The sequence below is a fragment of the Terriglobia bacterium genome (genome assembly GCA_020072845.1).
Lineage (GTDB): Bacteria > Acidobacteriota > Terriglobia > Terriglobales > Acidobacteriaceae > JAIQGF01.
The window spans coordinates 349,221-369,308 of record JAIQGF010000009.1 but is presented as its reverse complement, the minus strand read 5'-3'; the positions used below and the strand labels follow the sequence as shown (position 1 = coordinate 369,308).

At 62.2% G+C, this 20,088-nt stretch carries 18 protein-coding genes and 2 tRNA genes; 9 read left to right on the top strand and 11 right to left on the bottom strand.

The features are described 5' to 3' along the window. Nucleotides 1-377 precede the first annotated feature (377 nt). Entirely contained in the window at nucleotides 378-551 is a 174-nt protein-coding gene (locus tag LAN70_10740; GenBank protein MBZ5511631.1) for a hypothetical protein, read from the top strand. Between the two features lie 557 nt (nucleotides 552-1,108). On the opposite strand, the gene LAN70_10735 is transcribed toward LAN70_10740, so the two are convergent. Continuing rightward, entirely contained in the window at nucleotides 1,109-2,656 is a 1,548-nt protein-coding gene (locus tag LAN70_10735) for a SagB/ThcOx family dehydrogenase (GenBank protein ID MBZ5511630.1), read from the bottom strand. Nucleotides 2,657-2,683: 27 nt separating this feature from the next. Next, nucleotides 2,684-4,105, bottom strand: a complete 1,422-nt coding sequence (locus LAN70_10730) for a DUF4118 domain-containing protein (GenBank protein MBZ5511629.1) — start codon at nucleotides 4,103-4,105, stop codon at nucleotides 2,684-2,686. A gap of 68 nt (nucleotides 4,106-4,173) precedes the next feature. Here LAN70_10730 and LAN70_10725 point away from each other — a divergent pair, with 68 nt between their 5' ends. Next, nucleotides 4,174-5,295 carry a universal stress protein gene (locus LAN70_10725; GenBank protein ID MBZ5511628.1) on the top strand — a complete coding sequence of 374 codons (1,122 nt, stop codon included), beginning with the start codon at nucleotides 4,174-4,176 and terminating at the stop codon, nucleotides 5,293-5,295. A gap of 2 nt (nucleotides 5,296-5,297) precedes the next feature. Continuing rightward, complete coding sequence (locus LAN70_10720) at nucleotides 5,298-5,999, top strand: response regulator transcription factor (protein ID MBZ5511627.1); 702 nt, start codon at nucleotides 5,298-5,300, stop codon at nucleotides 5,997-5,999. Between the two features lie 69 nt (nucleotides 6,000-6,068). On the opposite strand, the gene LAN70_10715 is transcribed toward LAN70_10720, so the two are convergent. Together LAN70_10715 and LAN70_10710 are read right to left on the bottom strand one after the other, a co-directional pair. Beyond that, nucleotides 6,069-6,145: transfer RNA gene (locus LAN70_10715), tRNA-Asp, on the bottom strand. 69 nt (nucleotides 6,146-6,214) lie between these two features. After that, nucleotides 6,215-6,291: transfer RNA gene (locus tag LAN70_10710), tRNA-Val, on the bottom strand. 167 nt (nucleotides 6,292-6,458) lie between these two features. On the opposite strand from LAN70_10710, the gene bshA reads away from it, so the two are divergent. Continuing rightward, nucleotides 6,459-7,604 carry an N-acetyl-alpha-D-glucosaminyl L-malate synthase BshA gene (gene bshA / locus LAN70_10705; protein MBZ5511626.1) on the top strand — a complete coding sequence of 382 codons (1,146 nt, stop codon included), beginning with the start codon at nucleotides 6,459-6,461 and terminating at the stop codon, nucleotides 7,602-7,604. On the opposite strand, the gene LAN70_10700 is transcribed toward bshA, so the two are convergent. The 4 genes from LAN70_10700 to LAN70_10685 all read right to left on the bottom strand — a co-directional run bounded on the left by LAN70_10700 (nucleotide 7,571) and on the right by LAN70_10685 (nucleotide 12,899). After that, nucleotides 7,571-8,926 carry a histidine kinase gene (locus LAN70_10700; protein MBZ5511625.1) on the bottom strand — a complete coding sequence of 452 codons (1,356 nt, stop codon included), beginning with the start codon at nucleotides 8,924-8,926 and terminating at the stop codon, nucleotides 7,571-7,573. The genes bshA and LAN70_10700 overlap by 34 nt on opposite strands. A 128-nt stretch (nucleotides 8,927-9,054) precedes the next feature. Then, the gene (locus LAN70_10695) at nucleotides 9,055-10,263 is read right to left on the bottom strand and encodes an alanyl-tRNA editing protein (protein MBZ5511624.1); all 1,209 of its coding nucleotides are present in this window, start codon (nucleotides 10,261-10,263) and stop codon (nucleotides 9,055-9,057) included. 5 nt (nucleotides 10,264-10,268) lie between these two features. Beyond that, nucleotides 10,269-11,504, bottom strand: coding sequence for a threonine synthase (locus LAN70_10690; protein ID MBZ5511623.1), 1,236 nt, complete (start codon nucleotides 11,502-11,504; stop codon nucleotides 10,269-10,271). Nucleotides 11,505-11,615: 111 nt separating this feature from the next. Beyond that, on the bottom strand, nucleotides 11,616-12,899 hold the full coding sequence (locus LAN70_10685) for a CBS domain-containing protein (GenBank protein MBZ5511622.1): 1,284 nt from the start codon (nucleotides 12,897-12,899) through the stop codon (nucleotides 11,616-11,618). A 351-nt stretch (nucleotides 12,900-13,250) separates the two neighbouring features. Here LAN70_10685 and LAN70_10680 point away from each other — a divergent pair, with 351 nt between their 5' ends. The 3 genes from LAN70_10680 (at nucleotide 13,251) to LAN70_10670 (ending at nucleotide 14,596) form a co-directional block, all read left to right on the top strand. Beyond that, nucleotides 13,251-13,700, top strand: coding sequence for an ATP-binding protein (locus LAN70_10680; protein ID MBZ5511621.1), 450 nt, complete (start codon nucleotides 13,251-13,253; stop codon nucleotides 13,698-13,700). Next, entirely contained in the window at nucleotides 13,697-14,044 is a 348-nt protein-coding gene (locus LAN70_10675; GenBank protein MBZ5511620.1) for an STAS domain-containing protein, read from the top strand. The genes LAN70_10680 and LAN70_10675 overlap by 4 nt, the downstream gene beginning before the upstream one ends. Nucleotides 14,045-14,146: 102 nt before the next feature. Beyond that, the gene (locus LAN70_10670) at nucleotides 14,147-14,596 is read left to right on the top strand and encodes a hypothetical protein (GenBank protein ID MBZ5511619.1); all 450 of its coding nucleotides are present in this window, start codon (nucleotides 14,147-14,149) and stop codon (nucleotides 14,594-14,596) included. Between the two features lie 73 nt (nucleotides 14,597-14,669). On the opposite strand, the gene LAN70_10665 is transcribed toward LAN70_10670, so the two are convergent. The 3 genes from LAN70_10665 to queF all read right to left on the bottom strand — a co-directional run bounded on the left by LAN70_10665 (nucleotide 14,670) and on the right by queF (nucleotide 17,585). Then, nucleotides 14,670-15,833 carry a glycosyltransferase gene (locus LAN70_10665; GenBank protein ID MBZ5511618.1) on the bottom strand — a complete coding sequence of 388 codons (1,164 nt, stop codon included), beginning with the start codon at nucleotides 15,831-15,833 and terminating at the stop codon, nucleotides 14,670-14,672. Then, the gene (locus LAN70_10660) at nucleotides 15,830-17,068 is read right to left on the bottom strand and encodes an MFS transporter (protein MBZ5511617.1); all 1,239 of its coding nucleotides are present in this window, start codon (nucleotides 17,066-17,068) and stop codon (nucleotides 15,830-15,832) included. The genes LAN70_10665 and LAN70_10660 overlap by 4 nt, the downstream gene beginning before the upstream one ends. Before the next feature lie 121 nt (nucleotides 17,069-17,189). Beyond that, nucleotides 17,190-17,585: a preQ(1) synthase gene (gene queF, locus LAN70_10655; protein MBZ5511616.1), complete on the bottom strand. Its 396-nt coding sequence runs from the start codon at nucleotides 17,583-17,585 to the stop codon at nucleotides 17,190-17,192. 230 nt (nucleotides 17,586-17,815) lie between these two features. Here queF and LAN70_10650 point away from each other — a divergent pair, with 230 nt between their 5' ends. Beyond that, nucleotides 17,816-19,075, top strand: a complete 1,260-nt coding sequence (locus LAN70_10650; protein ID MBZ5511615.1) for an efflux RND transporter periplasmic adaptor subunit — start codon at nucleotides 17,816-17,818, stop codon at nucleotides 19,073-19,075. Next, the gene (locus LAN70_10645) at nucleotides 19,072-20,079 is read left to right on the top strand and encodes a tetratricopeptide repeat protein (protein ID MBZ5511614.1); all 1,008 of its coding nucleotides are present in this window, start codon (nucleotides 19,072-19,074) and stop codon (nucleotides 20,077-20,079) included. The genes LAN70_10650 and LAN70_10645 overlap by 4 nt, the downstream gene beginning before the upstream one ends. Nucleotides 20,080-20,088 lie beyond the last annotated feature (9 nt).

Sequence of the window (20,088 nt, the reverse complement as noted above, 5' to 3'; positions counted from 1 at the left end):
CCCTGCGGGTAAGGACTAGGGTTAAGGTTGAGCGAGATTCTCTCCTCTTTCAGATTCTCTGAACTAAGTCAGCTCATCTGAAGTATTCCCTCTTAGCTGCCAGAACCAGTCGTGCGCGACTGAGTCTGTTCCAGGGTGGAGCGTCCATGCCAATCGACAACGAAACCGGCACAGTGGAAACTTCACGCGCCGCCCATCACATGGGATAAATCAGGAGGAGTTGTTGCTCAAAACCGAACCGAAACCGCCCCAAGATGAAGTGATCGGGTACTGTCCCGGCTGCGATCAGCCCATCAGCGAAGGACAGCCAAACAAACTGGTGCTGGGCCAGCTCTTCCACACCGCGCATGCTCCTCGCGCAGAAAAGTGGGGCTAGCATGCGCCCAAGTCAGACCTTCCAAAAACGGCAGAAAGAGCTGGCACGCCAGGAAAAACAGCGCGCCAAGGCTCAGCGCAAGCAGCAGAGAAAGCTTGAGAAGCAGGTGCCCGCCGAAGATATCGTCCAGCAGAGCGGCGAATCCGGCCACTCCCCTGACGGAGATATCCAGTGAACGCTCTGAGCACAAACTGCGAGTGCGGGCACGAGAAACGTGACCACGTGTTTCCGCTGATCGGGAAACACGGTCACGGCAAGTGCAAGGTGTGTCTGTGCGACCGGTACAGCAAGGTTCAAGTTCAGGCCCGCGAAGTGGCCGCCACAGAAAAGGCAAGCCAACCATGAGCAGCTCTGCGGCCCATAAGCAAGCCTCCCCCATGACACGGGTGCTCGAACGACTCGAGCAGAAGTGCTGTCCCCAAGGATTGCATGTCATCCTCGAGGAACTGCGCTGGATGGGAGACCGGTCCACGACGTACGAGCAATTGTCAGATGCGGTGCGTGCGGACCTGCGCGCCCCTCATCCACGGATCCAGCGCGTAGCCGAAGGGGTTTACTGGTTCGCGGAATTAGACATTCCGCTGGGGTGGTCCCTCTTCCGCGACAGGCGGATGCTCCCCTGTTTTTACCGCCGATATCCGCCCGCCATCTCCTGGGAGGAACTGGATCTCCCCGAGAACGTCCTTCCGCCCCCGCCCCGGCCGTCGCGCCAGGCGTAACCGCGGTTCTCCCTCACTGCTTGCGCTTCACGCTGTTGCCCAAACAGACCAGAAAGATCGCGCTCTTGCCCGCGGCATGCGGCGAGAAGAAGTTGACGACATCGTCGTCATAGAAGGTCAGGCCGCTGGCGCCGAGATGCTGCGCGTAGGCGGCCAGGTAGATCTTGCCGCCGAGAATGCCCGCTTCCAGTTGCGCCGCACGATAGCCGCGGTTGCCATAACGCGCCAGGATGGTGTGGAGGTCGGCGAGGAAAAAAACGTTCGCGGCAGCGTCGGCAGGCAAATCCTGCTCGAGTCCGAGATAACCGGCCTGCCGGCGGAAGTCGCCTGGCTTCAGCAGTTCCAGTTCGCGCCGATCGCGATGGAAGTAGTACGCGCCCGGCAGCAAGCCATCCACGGCGTTAACCAGCACGTAGATGTGGCTGAGTTGCGCTCCCGAAGGGTTGTGGAAGTCGGCGGGAAATCCGCGGGTAGATCGGTCCAACACGGTGGCAAGCTGCGCCAAACTGATCGCTTCGCGCTTGAACTGGCGAGTCGAGCCGCGGCGGAGGATCACGCGTTCGATGGCATCACGCGCGAGTTCCTCTTCCGGCGCCGATGGCAGCGCGATGGCGGGCCCGCGCAGCTCGACGGCATCGCCGGGCGTCGGTGGTTCGCGCCAGGCGCGGACCTCGCCGGCAGTGGCCAGCGATGACGCGGCGTGCATCTCGCGCATGGCGGGATAGTCCACCTCGTGGTCGGACAGCGGCAGAGTTTCCAGGTGCAGCGGTGGCAGCGGCGGGGCGGACGGAAGGTCGAAAGTGGCGGTCGAGCCGACCGTCACCAGTGAAAACGCGACCTCGTGATCGGTATCGAGATCGAGCAGCTCATTCACCGGATCATCGCTGAAGCCCATCAGCAAGGTCGCCGGCAACTGCGTGGCGGTGCACATGGCCAGCAGGTTGGCGAGGATGGTGCCGTTGTCCCAGCCGAAATGGCGATAGGTCCGCGCCTGGTACTTCCACGCGTTGCGCCAGTACGTTCCCGTGCAGATGATGGTGACTGGAGCCGCTGCGACCGCCGGGTGTGCGCCCGTGGCCTCGACCAGCACGCGGCGGAAATCGCCGGCACGCAGCAAGCGCAAGCCAAATTCGGCAGGCGCAAACTGGTACATGCCCGCTTTCAGTTCCGGCAAATCGCCGCAGACCACGTACAACTCGACTTCATACAACGCGCCCGTGCAGGCCGCCGCGCGCATGTAAATTTCGCCGCCGGGATAGGTCTTGTGCCTGGTGATCCCCGCCGAGAAATACAGCAGCAGGGCGAGATCGTGCAAGGCCGGCATCCTGGTCCCGGCGGGGCGAACATTCTCCGCGATTACCGAAAGCGCCGCCATGCCGGTCTGCGGCACTTCCTTCGGCAGTCGAATGGGATTAAGGGTGGGATAAATCTTGAATGGCAGCGGCCGGTTCGACCAGTCCAGGTAGTGCGGGTTAGTGCGCACGCTCTGGTAGGAGTGCTTGGTGCCATTGTGATACCGCCAGGCAATCCCCGTGTCGGCGTTGTTGGGGCCAGATGGCATGGAAAGCGCGTCGAGCAGCTTGCAAGACTACGTGACCGGCAGCGTAAACGAGAACACCGATCCGCGTCCCAGTTGGCTGGTCACGGTGATGGTTCCGCCGTGCAGTTCGACGATGGCCTTGGCGATCGCCAGTCCCATGCCGGTGCCCTGCATGGAGACTCTCTGGTTCCGCCCGCGATAAAACTTTTCGAAGATCATTCCCTGCTCAAGATCGTCGATGCCGGGGCCGTGGTCGGCGACAGAAGTGACCAGTTGCCGGTCGCGCAGCTCGGCGGTGAGATGGATCGGCGTCCCCGGCGGCGAATACTTGCCGGCATTTTCCAGCAGTTGCGCCAGCACTTCCGAAATCCGATTCAAGTCCATAGGCACTGGCGGCAGCGTCTCCGGAACGGCCACTTCCACGGTGTGGCGCTCCAGCGCGTGCCTGGACTCCAACAGCGCCAAATCGACTGCTTCCCGGATGTAATGCGGCTCGAAGAGGAGTTCGACCTGGCGGGCATCGAGTTGCGCGACTTCCGCGGCCTCGCCGACCAGCCGGTTCAGCCGGTCGCTCTCCTCATTGATCACCGTGGCCAACTCTTTCAATTGAGGCTGGTCCAGTTCCACCTCCGACAGAAGCGTTTCCGCCGAAGCCTTGATGGCGGTAAGCGGGGTGCGAAAATCATGGGTCACCGCATCCAGCAACAGGGAGCGGAGCCGGTCGCTTTCACGGGTGGCCTCAGCCTTGGTCAGCTTTTCCATGGTGGAGGCGCGCTCGATGGCGATGGCGACCAGGCTTCCGATCGCCTCCAGCGTTTCCCGGGACATGCTGCACCCCACGACGCCCATGCTGCCGATGGAGCGAACGCCCATGCGCAGCGGCATGAAGCACATGCCACGTTCGCGATCCAGCACCGGCTCTCCCCGGCCGCTCACCGCCTTCAATTCGTCGATGGGGATGAGCGATTGCACGCTGATATCGGAGAAATAGGTCTTCTGCTTGTGGTCCAGAAACACGGCGGCACCGGTCACTCCAAAGGAGTCGACGATATAGGAGGGCACGCTGTTGAGAAGGCCAAAGACGTTTTCTGAGACCAGCAGTTGCTGGCTGAAAGCGTACAGCCGCTCCACCTCGCGGCGGCGCTGATGGGAGTGCAGGGCCTCGCGGCGCGCGCGCTCCGACAGGTGGCTGCCGATGATGGCCGTAATCAGAAAGGCAATCAGCGCCACCCAGTTTTGCGGGTCGGCGATGGTGAGTTTGCCAACCGGCGGCAGGAAAAAAAAGTTATAGCCCAGCGTTGCCAGCACCGCCATGAAGATGGCGACCCGCAAGCCCCAAAACGCGGAGACGGCAAGAATCGCGAGTAAAAAGGTGAATCCCACGGTGGTGGGATTTACGTGGATGACCCGGAAATAGATCCAGCCGATCACGAAATTGATCGCGGCCGCGACCAGGAAGCGTAGGATCAATTGCGCTGGTCTTCTCACGCCGAGATTGTAATCGACAGCGCGTCCCGATCTCGTCGAAAATAGCCGCGATGCCGAAAACACCTGAGCAATGGCTGGAAGAAGCGGCCCCGCAAAAGCGGCAAGGGATCTTCAAGCTCTTCCTGGGTTACGCCCCGGGCGTCGGCAAAACCTACAACATGCTGAGCGAAGGCGCCCGCCGCCGGAGCCGTGGCGAGGACGTGGTGATTGGGGTGGTGGAAACCCATGGGCGGATGGCGATCGCCGAACTCGCCAGCATGCTCGAGACCGTACCGCGTCGGCAGATGACGTACAAAGGCGCGCCCTTCGAGGAAATGGATCTGGACGCCATCCTGGCGCGCAAGCCGCAGGTCGCGCTGGTGGATGAGCTGGCCCACACCAATATCGAGGGCAGCAAGCATCGCAAGCGCTACGAAGACGTCATCGAGTTGTTGGACGCGAACATCGACGTGCTCTCGACGATGAACGTGCAGCATGTCGAGAGCCTGACCCCAATGGTGCAGAGCATAACCGGTGTCCAGGTGCGGGAGACCGTTCCGGACTGGGTCATCCAGCGGGTCAATGAGATCGTGCTGGCCGATCTGACGCCGGAGGCACTGCAGAAGCGCATGAGCCGCGGGGACATCTATCCGGTGGACCGTGCCGAGCGGGCCTTGGGCCATTTCTTCCGTCCCGGCAATCTGATTGCATTGCGTGAGCTCGCCCTGCAGCAAGTGGCCCGGGCGGTGGATCGGAGCCTGGAGTCTTACCTGGCAAAAGAGGGCGCAGAGCTCAGCGTGGGGATACGCGAGCGCATTGGCGTGTGCATCAGCTCCAATCCTGCGGCGCAGTACCTGATCGCGCGGGCGGCGCGCATGGCGCAGCGTATCGACGCCGAGTTTTCCGTGATTTATGTGGACGTCGGAGTCGACGAGACGCCGGAGAACCAGCGCACCCTGGCGCAGAACATTCGCTTTGCGGAAAATCTGGGTGCGCAGGTGATTCGCACCGAGGGCAAGAGCGTAGCCGAAGCGGTTGCGAAGGTCGTCCGCGAAAAGCGCATCACCCAGGTGGTATTCGGGCGGTCCGCCCAGACGGGATGGCGTAAGTACCTTTACCTTTCCGCCATCCACAGGTTCCTGCGGGACGCTCCGCCCGTCGACGTTCACATCGTGACGCAAGAGATGAAGTGAGTATGGTCGACGAGAAGCACAAGATCCTGATTGTCGACGATGAGCCGCAGATCACGCGGGTGCTGAAGACGACGTTGTCGAGCCGAGGTTATTCGACGCGCACCGCCGCCGACGGTGATGATGCGCTGCAAGTGATCAAGGAGTGGTCACCGGACCTCCTCATCACCGACCTCCGCATGCCCAACATGGACGGTCTCCAACTCTGCCGGCATCTTCGGACAAAATCCCAGATTCCGATCATCGTCTTGTCGGTGCGAGGCGAAGAACGCACCAAGGTAGAAGCGCTGGACGCCGGCGCCGACGATTACGTCACCAAGCCGTTCAGCACCAATGAACTGCTGGCGCGCGTGCGCGCCACCCTGCGGCGCGCCTTAGCAGCGCAGCCACCGGAGTCGCCGGTCATCGCGATCGGGGATTTCCGTATTGACCTGCAAGCGCACAGCGTTCAGGTCAAGAATCAAGAGGTACGGCTGACCCCGAAGGAATTCGACGTTCTGGTGTATTTGGCGCAACGCGCCGGCAAGATCGTGACGCACCGCGCATTGCTGGCGGCGGTCTGGGGTGACACCAGCACGGAGCAGCCGGAATACCTGCGCGTCGTGATTGGCCACCTGCGCAAAAAGCTTGAGGCGGATGAAGCCGCCCCGCGCTATATCATCACCGAACCCTGGATCGGGTATCGCTTCAATCCCGGAGATGAGTAGCCTGGAGGCGGAGTCACAGCGGGTTTGAGGGCAAACCGGATCGTAGAAAAGACGGCAGCCGGAACGAAATGGCGGGGACGACGAGACTCGAACTCGCGACCTCTGCCGTGACAGGGCAGCGTTCTAACCAACTGAACTACGTCCCCGGCTCTCAATCCCCAGTCGGTCAAAAGCGGCCCGACTGGGGGCCCCTGGCAACCGGAATCGCCAAGAAGTGGTGGGCAGTGCTGGACTCGAACCAGCGACCTTCTGCTTGTAAGGCAGACGCTCTAACCAACTGAGCTAACCGCCCCTGCAGGAGGGGCTTATTTCAAGCTCCAAGTCAGTATACGTGAGCGGGAAAAGAGCGGTCAAACCCGCGCCACTGCCGCATTCCGGAGCAGAATTTGCGAGTCTATCTCGCCCGCGAGACAATCAAACCGGATTGGGCCTTCGTGAAGCCAGGGGCCGGGAGCCTGCTTGAAGATCGGCATTACATGCTATCCGACGTACGGCGGCAGCGGGGTGGTGGCCACCGAGCTCGGCATCGAGCTGGCGCAGCGCGGCCACGAGGTGCACTTCATCACCTACGCGCAGCCCTTCCGGCTTTCCGGGCCGCAACCCAACGTCTGGTACCACGAAGTCGAGGTCTCGCATTACCCGCTGTTCGACTACCCGCCGTATGACCTGGCGCTGGCGACGCGCATGGCGGAAGTGGCGGAGATCTACGCGCTCGACCTGCTGCACGTGCACTACGCCATCCCGCACTCGGTGAGCGCGTACCTGGCGAAGCAGATGATGGCAACGTCGCAGAACAAGCGGCGGCTGCCGTTCCTGACCACGCTGCACGGGACCGACATCACGCTGGTGGGGCAGGACCGCTCGTACCTGCCGATCACGCGCTTTTCCATCGAGCAGAGCGACGGCGTCACCGCCATCTCGAAATACCTGCGCGAGATTACGCTCAAGGAATTCGGGCTCGCCAATTCCATCCAGGTGATCTACAACTTCGTGAACTGCGACGTGTACCGGCGCGATCCCGAAGCCAAGGAACGCCGCCGCGAATTCGCGCGTGACGACGAACGCCTGCTGGTGCATCTCTCGAATTTCCGCCCGGTGAAGCGGGTGCAGGACGTGATCGAAATCTTCGACCGGGTGCAAAAGAAAATTCCCGCCAAACTGCTGCTCATCGGCGATGGGCCCGACCGCTCGCGCGCGGAGTGGATGGCGATGGAAAAGCGCATCCACGACCGCGTCATTTTTCTCGGCAAGCAGGACCGCGTACACGAGAAGCTGGCGACCGCCGACCTGATGCTGCTGCCCAGCCAACTGGAGTCGTTTGGGCTGGCGGCGCTGGAGGCGATGGCGTGCGAGGTGGTGCCGATCGCAACCAACGTCGGTGGCGTGCCGGAAGTCGTCGAGCACGGCAAAACCGGATTCATGGCCGAGGTCGGCGACGTGGAAGAGATGGCGCGCTGCGCGGTGGACCTGCTCTCCAACGAGGGGAAGTTAAGACAAATGGGGCGCGATGGACGCCACGCTGCCCAGGGGCGCTTCTGCTCGACGCGGATCATTCCGCAGTACGAAAAGTTTTATCGCGGGGTGCTGGAGCGGGCGTCGGAGTAGGCGGTCGAAACCGAGAGCCCCACATCGTAGGATTGCAGCACGGGCAGGCTGAGGCGGATGAGCGTGCCGCCCATCGAGCCGCGGTCAATCACCATCTTGGCGGTGCCGCCATAGAGGACTTTGAGTCGCTCGGCGATGTTGGCCATGCCGATGCCGCTGCCGCCGATGCCGCTGGGCGGTTCCAGCATGTGCGCCGCCCCCATGCCGATGCCGTCGTCTTCCACTTCCACAATGACATGGGCGTCGCGCAGGCGGCTGCGGAGATAGATGGTTCCGCCCTCGATCTTCGGCGCCAGGCCGTGCTTGATGGAGTTCTCCACCAGCGGCTGCAGGAGCATGCTGGGAACGACCACGTCGAGGGAAGCGGGATCGAGGTCTTTCACCACCGTCAGCTTGTCGCGGCCGAAGCGGACGACTTCGATGTCCAGGTAGTCGTCAATAAACTCGAATTCCTCGCGCAGTTGCACGAAAGCGTCGCCCTTGCGCAGCAGGCGGCGCAGGATGTTGGCCAGCTTGACGATGACGTCGCGCGCGGTGTCGGGATCGAAGCGCACCAGTGACGTCACCGAGTTCAGCGTGTTGAACAGGAAGTGCGGGTTGATCTGGCTCTGCAGGGCCTCCATGCGCGCCTGCAACAGCGCCCGCTGCTGCTGTTCCAGCTTGATCTCCATGCGGGTGTTGTTCCAGATTTTCATCGGAATGGCGATGCACATGACGGAAGTGGCAAACATCGCCGCCAGGATCCAGAAATTGCTGCTGTCCACGCTGAAGATGTGCTTCGGCTGCCAGCGGTGCAACTGGAGCTTCAGCAAGCGCAGCGCCAGGATCAGGAAGAAGAACGCGATCTGCCAGTCCACCTTGGGACGCGGCAGGTTGCGCCGGATCCAGCGGTAAATGCTCAGGTCAATGAAGGGCGAGAACGACCAGATGTCTTCGCGGTCCTTGGTCAATTCGCGCATCTTGCCGGCGATCACACCGGCGAAAATGCAGAACGGCATGTTCAGCCACGAGGCGTGCAGCACCGAGGGCAGACCCACCATGATGCCGCCGAGCGCGCCTGCGAGCGGTCCGCCGATCACGCCCGTCAGCACCGCAGTTTCAAACGACAGGTCGGCCGCGAGGAAGCTGGGCGCGACGATGCGCACCACGACGCCGAGCGCGAGCGGCGTGCCGATCCAGAGCACCAGGTAGCAGGTCTGCAACAGCGAGCGCGGCTCGGTGAAGAGCAGGTTCTTGAAGATGTGCGAGCGCACCAGCGCGCTGGCGACGGCGGCGGCGACGCCAAGCTGAATCAGCAGGTTGATGGCGACAAGGCGGTCCATGCGCGGTTCAGGCCTACTCTAGCATCATCCACACCACCGAGACACCGAGTACACCGAGGATCACCGAGTTTTTTTCTTTCTTCATTTCTTAGTCTCGGTGTTTCTCGGTGCCCTCGGTGACTCGGTGGTTACTTCGAATTCGTGATCTTCGCGGCCGTCGAGTCGAGCACATCTTCGATAATCGCTCCTGCGGGCGCGCCGCCTTGGGCAAAGTCGCGCGAGCCGCCGCCGCGTCCGCCGAGTGCGGACATCGCTTCCTTCATCAGCGCGCCCATGTCGAAGCGGCCGCCGGCGGATTGCGCAAACACCAGCGAGGGTTGCGGCGTGGTGGTTGCGAGCAGCGCCAGAACTGCCGGATGGGACGCGAGTTTTTGCGCCAGCAACTTGACAAACGCCATGTCGCGGTCGGCGAATACTTGCTTCACCAGGCGAATGCCATGCGCTTCCGGTGTGGCGGCGACCATGGCCGCGGCCATCGATTCGGCCAGCTCTGCCAGGGTTTTCTGCTCGCGCTTCCCTGCCGATTTCGCATCGTCCAGCGTCTTGCGAATCTGCTCCGGGACGTCGTAGAGGTGGCTGGAAAACAGCGCCGCGGCGGAGGTCAGGGTTTCAAAGTCCTTGCGGGCGGCGGCGACAGCGCGCGTGCCGCAGACAAACTCCACGCGCATCCCCTGCTTCACCTTCTCCGCCTTGCGCAGCAGGATGGCGCCGATTTCGCCGCTGCGGCCCACGTGCGTGCCGCCGCAGGCGGTGAGGTCGTGGCCGCGGATTTCGATCAGCCGTAACTTGTCTTTCAAGTCGGGTGGAATCTTGCGCACGCCCATCTGGCGCGCCTCTTCGGGCGTGGCAAACTTGATCTCCACGGGAACGTCGTCGGTGATGATTTCGTTCGAGCGGCGCTCGGCTTCGCGGATTTGCTCTGCGGAGAGTGACTTCACATCTAGATCAATCGTGCAGCTCTCGTCGCCCATGTGGAAGGAAACGGTGGGCGCGCTGAAAAGCGCGATGAAGACAGCCGAGAGCAGGTGCTGGCCGGTGTGCTGCTGCATATGGTCGCGGCGGCGGGGGGAATCGATGACGCCGTGAAGCGTAGTGCCAGGAGCAAAGAGGTCAGAGGATTCGACTCGGTGGAGAATTTCGCCGATTTCGTTTTCCGCCACTTCGACGACGCGAACGCTTCTGCCATCCGACTCCAAGCGGCCTGTATCGAAGATTTGTCCGCCACTGGTCGGATAAAACGCAGTTCGATCAAGGATGATTGCACCGGGCGCGGTGGCGACTACGCGGCCGTCGAATTCGGTGACGGTAGGGTCGGTGTAGTAGAGGCGTTCGGTCATACAAACTAGTAGGGCTGGATGATCCCGCCGATGGCCCTGCCCGCAGGCTTTCCCGCTTCGTCGCCGCCCGGCGCGCCGCCCTTCTCCTTCAAATAAGCGGCGATGACGTCAATGTACTTCAGGCCGGAGCCGGTGTTGAAGAGGACGACGGTGTCGCTCTCTTTCAGGAAGCCGGAGGCGCGGAGTTGGTTGTAGGCGGCCAGCGATGCGGCGCCTTCGGGAGCAGCGAAGATGCCTTCGTCGCGCGCCCAGGATTGAAATGACTGCATGATTTCGTCGTCGGTGACGGCGACGGCGGTTCCGGAGCTTTGCTTGAGGATGTCGAGAACGATGTAGTCGGCGAAGGCTTTGGGAACGCGCAGACCGGCGGCGATGGTGGCGGCGTTTTTCCAGGCTTCGGATGAGGGCTTGTGCTCGTTCCATGCTTTGACGATGGGGGCGCAGCCGGTGGATTGAACGGAGATCATCCTGGGCCGTTTGGCTCCCGTCTTTATCCATCCCAGTTGCTGCATTTCGTCGAAAGCCTTCCACATGCCGATCAGGCCGACGCCGCCGCCGGTCGGATAGATAACCGCATCCGGCAGCGTCCAGCCGAGCTGTTCGGCGATTTCGTAGCCCATGGTCTTCTTGCCTTCGACGCGGAACGGCTCTTTCAGGGTGGAGACATCGAACCAGCCTTCTTTTTCCTTGCGCTCGGCGATGATGCGGGCGCAGTCGCCGATGAGCCCGTCCACCAGATTGACGTGCGCGCCGTAGGACTGACATTCGATCAGGTTGGCCTGCGGCACATCTTTCGGCATGAAGATATGGGCCTCGATGCCGGCAGCCGCACAATAACAGGCAAGCGCGCTCGCGGCATTGCCGGCGGATGGCGCGGCAAGTTTTTTCAGGCCGTAGGCGCGCGCCATAGTGACCGCCGCCGACATGCCGCGGGCTTTGAAGGTGCCGGTGGGATTGATGCCCTCGTCCTTGATGAACACGTTCGGCGTTTTGCGGCTGGACAGCATGGGCGTGAAGCCTTCGCCGAGGGTGACCGGAAGAGCGTCGGGAAGGACATCGGCGTAACGCCACATTGAGGCGGTGCGTCCGGCGAGGGTTTCGCGGGTGAAAGTCTTCTTGATTTCGTCGAGGTTATAGCGGACGTAGAGCGAGCCGCTATCACGCGGGCAGATGGTGCGGGGCTGATCGGCGCTGAGGTGTTCGCCGCACTTGGAACACTCGAGGTGAGAGATGTTGGACATTGCGCGGTCCGTCGGTCTATCAGTCAATCGGTCTGTCAGTCTATCAGTCACGAACGGCGCCAAACCAACGATAGGAAGACCGAAAGACCGACTGACCGATAGACCGAATGGCTACTTCAGCTTGCCGCGCAGCAGAGAGATAACGTCGTCGGCGGTGATGACCCCGGTGAGCTTGCCGTCGCCGTCCACCACGGGAAGGGTGAGCAGGTTGTACTTGTCGAAGAGTTCGGCGACATCCTTTTCGGCGCAGCCGGCGTTGCAGGAGATGAGTGGGTCGATGGTGAGCGAGATGAGAGGCGTGTCGGTGGAGGCGAGCACCAGCTTGGAGAGCGGCACGGCGCCGACGAGCTTGTCATTCGTGTCGAGCAAGTAGATGGTGCTGAGGCTCTCGATACCGCCCTCGAACTTGCGTAGGCCTTCGATGGCATCGGCGACGGTAGCCGTGCTGGGCAGCGCCAGGTACTCGGTGGTCATGCGCCCGGCGGCGGTGTTCTCATTGAATTCAAGCAGCTCGCTGACTTCCTCGCGCTGCTCCGGTTCCATCTCCTCGAGAATTTCCTGCGAGCGCTCTTCCGTGAGGTCGCCGAGCAGGTCGGCGGCGGCGTCCGGATCCATCTCCTCAACAATGTCGGCGGCGCGATCGGAGTCGAGCGACTCCACGATGGAGCGCTGCGTTTTAGGCTCGATTTCTTCCAGCGCCTCGGCGGCGACTTCTTCGTCCAGGGTCTCGAAAACGGCCTCGCGCTCGGCGGGCGCGAGTTCTTCGACAATGTCGGCAATATCGGCGGGATGCAGTTTGGCGAGGCGTTCGTGCGAGATCTTCAGCTTGATGCGGCGCGCCGGGTCAATCTCGATGAGATCCACGAATTCCCAGGGGATCATCTTCTCCGGGATTTTGCGCAACAGGGCGCGCAGAGCCGTGCCGGGAACAAGGCCCTTAAGCAGGCGGCGGACGGCGCCGCGCGCGCCCACGTCAACCGCGGCGAGCTTGATGGCCAGAAGGTGGTTGCTGAGGTCCTGGTGAAAATCAACGTCGTTGACGCGGACGACCTTGCGGCCGTGGACGTCAATGATTTGCTGGTCGAGGAGATCGCGCTCCAGCAGCAGCAGACCCTCGGCGCCGGAAAAGGCGGGCCAATCGGCGGCCCGGGTTCGCGCCTTGATGATGCCGTTGATGGATTCAACCTGGGCGATGCCGAGCAGGCGGTCCTCGCCGGAGCGGGTACGGACGACCAGGGCGGAGAGGCGGATGGGATCGTCCTGGGGCGAGAGCACGACCTCGCGCACACGTCCGGCGAGAGCGCCGGAGGAGTCGAAAACCGGCGATTTCAGCAGCTCGGTAAGTGCGAAAGTGGACGTAAGATCAGGCTCCTGGCGGCAGGCGTCAGGCTGCAAGACGTCTGCCGGTTTGTCGGCCTTTCGGTCGTTCGGTGCAAGCGATCAACCAACCTGAGAATACTCAAGGCCCGGAGCGGAATCCAGCACGGTGTGCATGAAAACGGGAAATTCGTAACCCGTTTTCCCACCAACGAACGCGGCGTAGAATGCTGTTCAAACCAGTTGGAAGTGCACCGGACCCCTTCGCTCCCCCCAAGATAAGGTTCCGCCCGGCGCATCCGGCTAGAAAAGGGCCCGGCAGCGGTTCGCGTTGACAATTCCTCGTGCGCAAGGGCAAACTACCGAATTCGCGGAACGAAGCTGCAGCCGGGGTGGGCCGGCGAGCGACGGGCCTGGATCGTGCAAACTATGTCGACCGCCATGCGGGTCTCCTACAGAATGGATTCGACCCTGGAAAGCGTGAACCAGGCCGAAGAAGTCGCTACGAAAATAGCGGCCAAGATCGGCTTTGACGAGGAAGACGTGAACCGCATTTCCATGGCGGTGCGCGAGGCGGCGGTGAATGCGGTGCTGCATGGCAACGCCTACGATCCCGCGAAGAAGGTGACGTTCGGGTTCGAGAACACCGGCGGGGCGCTGGTGATCACCGTGTCGGACGAGGGCAAAGGCCTGAATCCGGACTCCATTCCCGATCCGCTGGCGCCGGAAAACCTTTTGAAGCAATCGGGCCGAGGCATTTTTTTGATCCGGGCATTCATGGACGAAGTGCGCATCCGCAGCCTGGGACCGGGCACAGAGGTAACCATGATCAAGAATGTCCACGGCGGGAACGCCGAGGGCAAGGAGGAATCCAAGTGACGATGAAATCCAGCACGCGACAGGTGGATGGAATTGCGGTCGTTGACCTGAGCGGGCGAATCACATTGGGCGAAGGCAGCGTGGTGCTGCGCGACCTGGTACGCGATCTGCTCAACAAGGGCAGTAAGAAGATCCTTCTCAACCTGGGCGACGTGACCTATATCGACAGCTCGGGCATCGGCGAGCTGGTCAGCGCCTTCACCACCGTGCGCAACGGAGGCGGAGACCTGAAGCTGCTCAACCTGACGAAGAAAGTGCACGACCTGTTGCAGATCACGAAGCTGTACACCGTGTTCGACATCAAGGACGACGAGGCCGCCGCGGTCGCTTCTTTCGGCAAGTAACCCTACCGGGAGCGCGGCCCGCGAGGGCCGCGCTTGCCGCTTGCGCGGAGGCTCCAGGGCGTGAGGCTCCAGGCGTCAGGCGCGGACGGCGCAGGAATTTCCGTGAAAACTCTCGTCATGCTGTTGGTCTCGATCCTTCTGTGGTCGAGCACGGCGGCGGCGAAGTGTATCCCCTACACCGAAGCCGACAACCGGATCGGCGACCAGGCGTGCGTTACCGGCAAAGTGGTGAAGGTGGCGCAGAGCAACAGTGGGACTTTCTTTCTTAACTTCTGCGAAAAGTATCAGGGTTGCCCGTTCACGGTGGTGGTGTTCCCTTCCAGCCTGAAGGACGTGGGCGACGTGCGCGCGTTGGAGGGAAAAACGATCGAAATCTTCGGCAAGATCACGAGCTGGCGCGGGCATGCGGAGATCGTGCTGAAGGATGCGCGGCAACTGAAGGGCGAGTTCGCAAAACTTCCGCCCGTGCCGAAGGAGTACGACGTCGAGAGGAAGGGGAAATTCAGTCCGAAGGCGCCGTCGACGAGCAAGGACAAATCATCGCAGCAGTAGAGAATTTGCAATTTGTAATTTGTAATTGGACGGTCGCACGTCCGCGGCAAATTACCAATTACAAATTACAAATTCACACCATTCCCTTCCTCAATTCTTCCAGTTTATAACGCGTGCCGCGCCAGACCACGCCGTGGTGTCGCCAGGTGTGCGCGATGGAGCGGAGCATGGTGTACACGATCAGCAGCGCGCTGAGGGGATGGAAGAGAAATGTCCAGGCCGGAACCGGGGTGCGGCGGGCCATGCCGGCGTAGATGGCGGCGAGGGCGGCGAGCGCGGCCACATAGGGGGCCTTGGCCCAGCCCGGCGCCCGGATGGCTCCGATGAGCGGCATGAGATTGAAGAAGAGCCAGAGAGCGCAGGCGCCGAGCGCTTTGCCGGGGCGGAACTGCATCAGCGCGAACAGATTCTTGGTCAGGTTGCGGACCAGGCCGAAAGCGCCGGTCCCCCATGACCAGGGCAGCAGGCCGGGGCCGAAGACGCTGCGCTGGGCGAGATCGTTCATCTTGACCAGTTTGCCGAGCTTCATGTCCTCGATAACTTCAAAGCGGAGCGCGCGGAAGGTGCCGATGGCCTGATACGCGGTGCGATGGATAAGGTTGAACGGGCCGAGGCCGATAAAGTCGTCGGAGTTGCGATCGTCAACCTTCCACGGGCGGTGGCCGAAGATGAAGAGGAGTTGAAATCCGCCCAGCATGATTTTTTCGCCGGCGCTGCGCAGGATGTATGAAGGAAAAAGGACGACATGATCGGCGCGCCGCTGTTCGGCGTAGGCAATGGCGCGGCGGAGGCAGTCGGGGCGGAAGCTGACGTCGGCGTCGGTGAACAGGAAGTAATCGCCGGTGGCCTGCTGGGCGGCGGTCCACATGGCGTGCGGTTTGCCGAGCCAGCCGGAAGGCAGCTCACGGATGTGCAGGACGTGCAGCGGCGGCGCGCCGGCGTGGGCGGCCGCAATGCGGTCAATGATCTGGCCGGTGGAGTCGGTGGAGCGGTCGTTGACGACGAAGACTTCGTAGTCCGGGTAATGGAGCGCGAGAAGGGAGCGTAGGGCGGTCTCGATATGCGGCGCCTCGTTGCGCGCCGGCACGACGATGCTGACGCGCGGCGCGGGTTCAGGCACGTAGTCCCATTCGGTGCGGGTGATGTCGGCAACGCGGCGAATGTTGAAGCCGTCCCGCAGCCGGTCAAGCCAGATCCAGGCCAGCAGCACACCGAACATCCACCAGAGCGCAATCAAAGGGCAGCTCCCGCGGGCTGAGGTTCGTCAATCTTGATGGCCGGCGCGAAACGCTTGCCGTAATAGAGGATGGCCGAGGCAATTCCGACCGCGGCGACCGCGGCGAGAAATCCTGTCTGCAGCGAACTGCGGTCGGAAATATAGCCAACCAGCGTGGGAGAAAAGGCGTCGCCGAGCAGGTGAATGGTGAACAGATTGACGGCGATGGCGGTGGCGCGGATGTGGGCGCCGACGGAGTTGACGATGGCAGCGTTCAGCGGCGCCATGTTGAGGAAGAGGAGAAATTCGGTCAGGAACATCGAGGGATACATCAGCGGGCCGCGGCTGGTGATGGCGACGATCATGGCCGGCATGGCGATCAGCATGGTCGTCGAGGAAACCAGGTAGTAGGCGCCGCGGTTTTTGCGCAGCAAGCGGTCGCCGATCCAGCCGCCGAGGAGTGTAGCGAAGACGGCGTTGAAGGCGGTCATGCCGCCGAAGATCAGGTTCGCCTTTTCCAGCGGCTCGTGACGTATGCGCGACAGGAAGGTCGGCATCCAGACCTGCAGGGCGCCCACTCCGAAGGTCCACATTGCTATGCCCAGCGTGGCGGTCCAAAAGGCGCCGTTGCGAATCAGGCCGCGCACCGTGCCGCGCTCGCGCGTTTCCGGCAAGGTGTCCTGCATGCCGCGCGCAGGTTCGGGGATGAACGCGAGCAGGGCGGCGAACAGGAAACCGGGGACGGCGGCGACATAGAAGGGCGCGCGCCAGCCGTGAACGTGGCCGACGCTGCCGCCGACGATGTACCCGACAGCGGTTCCCAGGCCGATGCAGAGGTAGAAGACGCCGAGCACGCGCCCGCGCTTCCCTTCCGGAAATAGGTCGGCGAGAAAGGAGGGAGCGATGGTGGCGAAGGTGGCCTCGCCGATGCCGACGATGGTGTGGCGGATGAGCAGCGTGCGGAAGTCGTAGGTGAGCGCGGTGAGCAGCGTGGCAGCGCTCCAGATGAGGGCGCCGGCGATCATGATGCCGCGTCGCGGGCGGCGGTCGGCGAGCGCGCCGATGAACGGCGCGGTGAACATGTAACAGAAAAAGAAGGCGCTGGTGAGCAGGCCGAATTCGGCGTCGGTGCGGTGGAATTCCTGCTGTACGAGTGGCTGGACGGCAAACAGGACTGAGCGGTCAACGTAGTTGAAGAAATTCAGGCCGGTGAGGATGGTGAGAGCGGCAACTGGGTGTTGGTGGGGGCGAGGCATGGAGTGTGAGGAATATATCAGTTGTGAGTTCTGAGTTGTGAGTTGTGAGCTCGGAGCGCAGAACTATTGAAGATTGCAGATTGAAGAATATCGCTCCTCGCAACTCGGGACTCGGGACTCGCTACTTTTTTCGCGGCCAGCGTGCGGAGACAATGGTACCGATGCCGCCGCGGGGATTGAAGTCGCCCTTCACTTCGGCCCAGACGGGGCGGGCGGCGCGCACCACGTCTTCGAGAATGCGGTTGACGATATTTTCCTGGAAAATGCCGAGATTGCGGTAGGTGAGCAGGTATTCCTTCAGCGACTTGAGTTCCAGGCAGCGCTTGTCGGGCATGTAGCGGATGGTGATGACGCCGAAGTCGGGGAGGCCGGTCTTGGGGCAGACGGAGGTGAACTCGGGAACATCAACCACGATCTCGTACTTTGGGAACTGGTTGGGCCAGGTCTCGATATCGGGAAAGATGGTATGGAGGCCGGAGCGGGCGTGTTCGGGGGTGTAGCGAGGTTTGCGGGGCATCGCGTTTCATTGTAAATGCGGGCGAACCGCAATTAGCAACGAGTGGCCAGCTATCGATTGCTGAATTCCATAACGGAAACGGACCGCCAGGCGAATCAAGCGGGAGCGCTGCCACATCTAATACGGGCCAGGACAAACTAAAGAGCAGAACTTTCGGTTCGCGGCGGTGTCTGATTAGATACGTATGTCCCTGACCGAGTTACGGTTAAGTTATACTTACAGATTGCGCAATGGCACGACAACAGAACCCGGAAGGCAGCTGGCACGGCCGGTTGAACCGGCTGTGGGTGGTTCTGGCCGCCATTGTAGTGGGGGTCATCATTCTGGCGGCATTCATGTCTCGCCGGCGGGAATTGCCGGTACGGGCTGCCAAGGCAGACCGGGAGACCATCACCGCCACCATTCAGACAAACGGCAAGATCGAGCCTCTGAACAGTTTCGAGGCACATGCGCCGGCCGCGACGGCGGTCAAACGAGTGCTGGTATACGAAGGCGAGCACGTCAAGGCCGGGCAGTTGCTCGTCGAACTGGACGATGCCGGGATTCGGTCGCAGGCGGCGCGGGCCCAGACGCAGATCCGCGCAGCTGAGGCGGACCTGAACGCGGTGCGCAGCGGCGGCACGCGCGAAGAGGTGCTGACCAACCAGTCGCAATTGGCGACCGCGCGGACAGAGCGGGATGTGGCGCAGCGGAACCTGCAGGCGCTGCAGGAATTGCAGAAGCGCGGAGCAGCGTCGGCGGGCGAAGTGAAGGATGCGGAAAACCGCCTGAAGAGTGCGCAGGCACAGGTTTCGTTACTGGAGCAGAAGCTGAAATCGCGGTACTCGGGACCCGAGGTCGCCAAAGTCCACGCGCAGCAGGATGAGGCCAAGGCGGCGTATGCCGCGGCGCAGGAATTGTTGCAGCAATCCAATGTTCGAGCGCCCCATGACGGCACCGTGTACTACCTGCCGGTGCATCCGGGACAGTTTGTCGCGACCGGGGAATTGCTGGTGCAGGTAGCGGACCTGTCGAAGGTGCAGTTGCGGGCCTTCGTGGACGAGCCCGACATCGGGCGCCTGCAGCCGGGGCAGCCGGTGGCGGTGACCTGGGACGCGCTCCCGGGACAGCGCTGGGACGGCAAGGTCACGCGGGTACCGACGACGGTGGTTACTCTCGGCACTCGCAACGTGGGCCAGTTCACCTGTACTGTGGACAATCGGGCGGAGCAACTATTGCCCAACGTTAACGTTAATATAACTATCGTAACCGCCAGGCACGACAACGCGCTGACCGTGCCGCGCGAGGCCATTCACCAGGACGACGGCAAACGGTTCGTGTACCAGATTGTGGACGGCGAGGTGAAACGGCGAGACGTGCAAACCTCGTTGTCGAACTTGACGAGAATGGAGATTACCCAAGGACTGCCGGATGGGGCCGTGGTGGCGCTGAATGCGGACACCCAGCAGGCGCTCAAGCCGGGCATGTCGGTGCGGGTGGTAGAGGAATGAAGCGCAGGCCGGTGATCATCGCGATGATGCTGCTGGGGACGCTGGGCGCGGCGAGGGCGGCGGTGGCGTCCGCGCCGGCGACAACGGCGAGCAACACTCCCGCGGTGGGCGTCAACGAACTGCTGTCGCTGGGGCGGGTTGACGATGCCATCAAGGCGCTGGACCTGCGGCTGAAGAATTCGCCGCGCGATGCCCAGGCATTCAACCTGCTGTCGCGCAGCTATTTCGCCATGCAGAAATGGGACCCGGCGGTCGAGGCGGGCGAAAAGGCGGTCAGCATTGCGCCCAATAACAGCGAGTACCACATGTGGCTGGGACGGGCGTACGCGGAGAAGGCGGACCACTCCAGCTTCGTGACCGCGGCGGGATTGACGAAAAAGATCCGGCGGGAGTTCGAGCGCGCGGTGGAGTTGGACGCGTCCAACGTGTACGCGCGTTCCGACCTGGCGGAGTTCTACATAGAAGCGCCGGCATTCATGGGCGGCGGCAAGAGCAAGGCGCGGCGCGAGGCCGAGGCCATTGCGCAACAGGACGCGGCAACCGGGCACTGGCTGCAGGCGCGCATCGCGGAAAAAGACCAGCGGCTTGACGTGGCCGAACAGGAGTACAAGAACGCCATCCAGGCCAGCGGCAACCAGGGCAGCTTCTGGCTCAACCTGGCGTCGTATTACAAGCGGCAGCACCGGCTGAACGAAATGGAGTCGGCGATCACGTCGGCGATCGCGGCCGATAAGAAGCGCCCCAACGTCCTGTTTGACGCGGCGCAGATCCTGTTTGGCGCGGGAAGAAATTTTGTAGGGGCGGCGAACTTCGTGCGCAGGTACCTTGCTGCCGGTCCGACGGTGGAAGAAGCGCCGACCTTCCAGGCGCATTACCTGCTGGGTTTGATCCTGGAAAAACAGGGCGATAAGGCCGGAGCGGCAGCGGAATACAAAGCGGCGCTGGCGCTGGCGAGCGACTATGAGCGGGCACGCACCGCCCTGGACCGGCTGAATGGAAAGTAAGAAGTAAGA